This is a genomic window from Ferruginibacter sp. HRS2-29, assembly GCF_024343615.1.
Classification (GTDB): Bacteria; Bacteroidota; Bacteroidia; order Chitinophagales; family Chitinophagaceae; genus Ferruginibacter.
Window position 1 is genome coordinate 1 of the sequence record NZ_RJUB01000113.1, and the last position, 501, is coordinate 501.

Genomic DNA, 501 nt, shown 5'->3' on the forward strand with positions numbered 1-501 from the left:
GCCTGGTAAGTAGTTCCGTTGATGCTATAAGTATAATTGGCCCCGATCGGCGATGTTACTGTAATGGCCCCACCGGCTACGCAGGTAGGTTGCGTAGAAGTTGCTGCAGGCGGTGCAAGTGTAGATGGATTGCTCACCACTACTACAGTTGCATTGGAAGTACAGCCGGTAGTAAGATCCCTTACGGTAACATTGTAAGAGTTAGGTGCAAGCCCCGGAAACACAGGGCTGGCCTGATAGGTAGTTCCGTTTACACTATAAGTATAATTGGCGCCCAGCGGCGAGGAGACCGTGATGGTTCCACCAGCAGCACAGGTAGCCTGCACCGTAACCGAAGCCGTTGGCGCGGTCTGCGCAGCCGGAGGGGCCACTACCACTACGGTAGCCGTAGAAGTACACCCGGTGGTAAGGTTTCGTACCGTAACATTATAAGAATTAGGGGTAAGGTTGGGAAATACCGGGCTGGCCTGGTAGTTTGTACCGTCGATGCTGTAGGTATAG

The 501-nt window shown here is 53.1% G+C and carries 1 protein-coding gene; it reads right to left on the minus strand.

Going from position 1 to position 501, the window contains the following annotated elements:
• Positions 1-501: hypothetical protein (locus EGI32_RS11450; RefSeq protein ID WP_255155492.1), on the minus strand; the 501-nt coding region annotated here is incomplete at both ends.